Consider the following 3,069-nt stretch of genomic DNA (forward strand, 5'->3'; position numbering starts at 1 on the left):
GGTGTTGCCCCCTGCAAGGGGGGCGAAGCGACACGAAGTGCGCGAAGCCTGGGGGTTAGTCCTTGGTCGCTCGCCGCTGTACGCAGGCGACGTAGCCCTCGCCGTCCGGCGGCCTGCCCGCCCGCTGACTCTCCCACATCATCTGGCCCAGGCAGTCCATTGCCTCGTGATGCGCATGCAGCAGCGAGCCGCGGCGCGCAGCCAGCAGCTCGACGGCCTGGCGGATGCCGCGCGGCTGGTCGATGGAGCACTGCTCGCTGATCGACAAATGCATCGACAGATGAAGGAACGGGTTTTCGCGCCCGTTCGATCCGTCGTAGACCCGCGCCACCGCCGCGTCGGCATCGGCGAGATCCTCGTGGTACTCGGGATGCTCGTCGATCCAGCCGGCGGCGATGGTCTCGAGCGCTTCCATCGGCAAGCCCTGCCGGTGCTTGGCGTACACGTCGCAGAAGAAGCGGCGCACGTCTTCCTGGGAGGGATTGAACATATCTATAGAAGAGGAAGAAAGAAAAAGAAGGAAGTGGGTGCTGCGCAAGAGCCGGTACGCAAGCCCGGAGCAAGACCTCGGATGTGCCGGACGTTCCGGGTACAGGGGGTTACGTCGTTACGTAACGAATCGCTGAATGACCTTCCTGCGGGCTGATTCCGAACCCCATCGGCAAGCCGGTTCAAAGAAAAATTTCCATACAAATCAACAAGTTGCGGCGCCTGAAGGCGGTTTGGCAAGGGGCGCGCAAAAAGCGGCACGCTAGTTGCCCCTGAGTAGGCATCTTTTGTCACAGAGGCTGCCATGACCGCTCAACAAGCATCGACGAATTCGACCGAAGGACTTGCCGCCGCAGGCGTTGCTCCCGTGGTCATTGCCCAGGCCACCGTTACTCCGCTAGGCGCTCCTGCCATGGCGAGTTCGGCGGCGCCCGCTGCAGCTGGCCCGTCCAGCATCGGCACATTATCGAATGCCACGCCGGGTGTCGCCGTGATGCGCGACGGTGTCCGCATTCCGGTCGATGGTAATCAGACACTGGTGGCCGGCGACCGCGTGATCGTCCCGCAGGACGGCCACGCCAACGTTCTCTTTCCCGGCTCGGCGACCAACAAGGCCCCGCTGGCCGGCGTGTTCACCGGCGGCACCGATGCCACCATCGGCTCGACCAAGCTGCCGGGCGGCCTCGAACAAGTGAATGTGGACGTCGCTTCGGGCGACCTGCAAGTGACCCCGCCGGACAGCGATGCGGATGCCGCTGCCCTGGCCGTGACCAAGAAGCTCGCTGCCGGCAGCGGCATCGGGCTGGGTGAATTCGCACTCGGTGCCCTGGGCGCCGCCGCACTCGGCGCCGCGCTCGGCGGCGGTGGCGGCGGCAGCGACAGCGCGGTCCCGCTGCTCCTTTCGGGCGTGGGCGACTCCGATGCGGATGCCGACGCCGATGCGGACGCTGATGCGGATGCGGACGGTGATGCCGACGCCGACGCCGATGCGGATGCTGACGCGGATGCCGACGCAGACGCCGATGCCGACGCAGACGCCGATGCCGATGCCGATGCCGATGCCGATGCCGATGCGGATGCGGATGCCGACGCAGACGCCGATGCCGATGCCGACGCAGACGCAGACGCAGACGCCGATGCAGATGCAGATGCAGATGCAGATGCAGACGCCGATGCCGATGCCGATGCGGATGCCGACGCAGACGCAGACGCAGACGCAGACGGCGATCACCTGCTCGATCCGGGCGACGGCCTCGTCGATGGCGCGGTCGGCGCGGTCGACGGCACCGCTGGCCTGGGCGGCGCGCTCGCTCCCGTGGCCCCGGTGGTCGACGGCACGACCGACGTGGTCGACAGCGTGCTGGCACCGCTGCTCGGCTCCGAGTTCACCCGCAACGATCCCAACGCGCTGGACCCGGTCGACGAGGTCGTCGGCAACATCACCGACCCGCTCGGCAACAGCCTGAGTCCCATCGTGGACACCCTGCTCGGCGAGGGCGTGACCGATGCGCTGATCGGTCATCTGAACGGCCAGGTGGACTACCTGACCGACGGCCTGAACAACCTCCTTTCCAATGAAGGCCCGCTCGGTGGCCTGACCTCCAGCCTGGGCCTCGACAACCTGCTGGCTGACGGCGGCGTGGTCGGCAACACGCTCGACGGCCTGCTCGGCGACAACGGGGTGGTCGGCAACCTGCTGGCAGACGATGGCCTGGTTGGAGGCCTGCTCGGTGAAGGCAGCCTCGTCGGCGACCTGATCGGCCAGGGCAGCGCCCTCGACGGCCTGCTCGGCGGAGTGGTCGGCGACGGCGGCCCCCTGGGTGGCGTGCTCGGCAACGACGGTCTTTCCGGTGGCCTGCTCGGCGGCGTTCTGGGTGAGGATGGCGTGGTCGGAAGCCTGCTCGGCGAAGGCACGCCCCTGGGTGGTTTGCTGGGTCCGGACGGCGCCGTCGGCTCGCTGCTCGGCACGAACGGCACGCTCTCCGACGTGCTGGGCGAAGACGGCCTCGCGGGCGGCCTGCTCGGTACCACCGGCCTGCTCGGCAGCTTGCTTGGCGAAAACGGCGTGTTGGGCGGCGTGCTCGGCGAAGAAGGCCCGTTGGGCGGCGTTCTCGGTGGCGAAGGTGGTCTGCTCGGCGATGTGCTCGGCAACGGCGGCACCCCGGGCACGGGCGCTGGCCTGTTCGACCCGGCCGACGGCATGGCCGGCAACCTGGCCGATGGCCTGAACACCGGCCTGGTGGGCGAGCTTGGTCTCGGGAACACGCTCGGATCGGTGGTCGGCTTCGCGGACGGTCTGACCAACACCGCCGGCGGCCTGCTGGCTCCGGTGCTCGGCAGCAGCTTCTCGGAGAACAACCCCAACGTACTCGACCCGGTCGATGGCGTCGTGGGCGAAGTGGCGGCCAGCGCCGGTGGTCTGCTGAGCCCGCTGACCGATCAACTGCTCGGTGAGGGCACGACGACAGCGCTGCTGAACGGTGTCACGGCGCAGGTCGACTACCTGACCGACGGCGTGGCCCACCTCGTGTCCGGCGACGGCCTGCTCGGCGGCGTGACCGATGGCGGCACCGGCGGCCT

General features: G+C 68.2%; 2 protein-coding genes. One reads left to right on the top strand and one right to left on the bottom strand.

The window, feature by feature from the left end; genetic code table 11:
* Positions 1-55 precede the first annotated feature (55 nt).
* Entirely contained in the window at positions 56-490 is a 435-nt protein-coding gene (locus tag PMI12_RS26190) for a DUF1841 family protein (RefSeq protein ID WP_007838777.1), read from the bottom strand.
* A gap of 303 nt (positions 491-793) precedes the next feature.
* Between PMI12_RS26190 and PMI12_RS26195 the strand changes: the two genes are divergently transcribed.
* A partial coding sequence (locus PMI12_RS26195) for a hypothetical protein (RefSeq protein ID WP_007838778.1) occupies positions 794-3,069 on the top strand: 2,276 nt, incomplete at its 3' end.

Origin of the sequence: Variovorax sp. CF313 (assembly GCF_000282635.1) — a bacterium.
In the GTDB taxonomy this organism is placed as follows: Bacteria; Pseudomonadota; Gammaproteobacteria; order Burkholderiales; family Burkholderiaceae_C; genus Variovorax.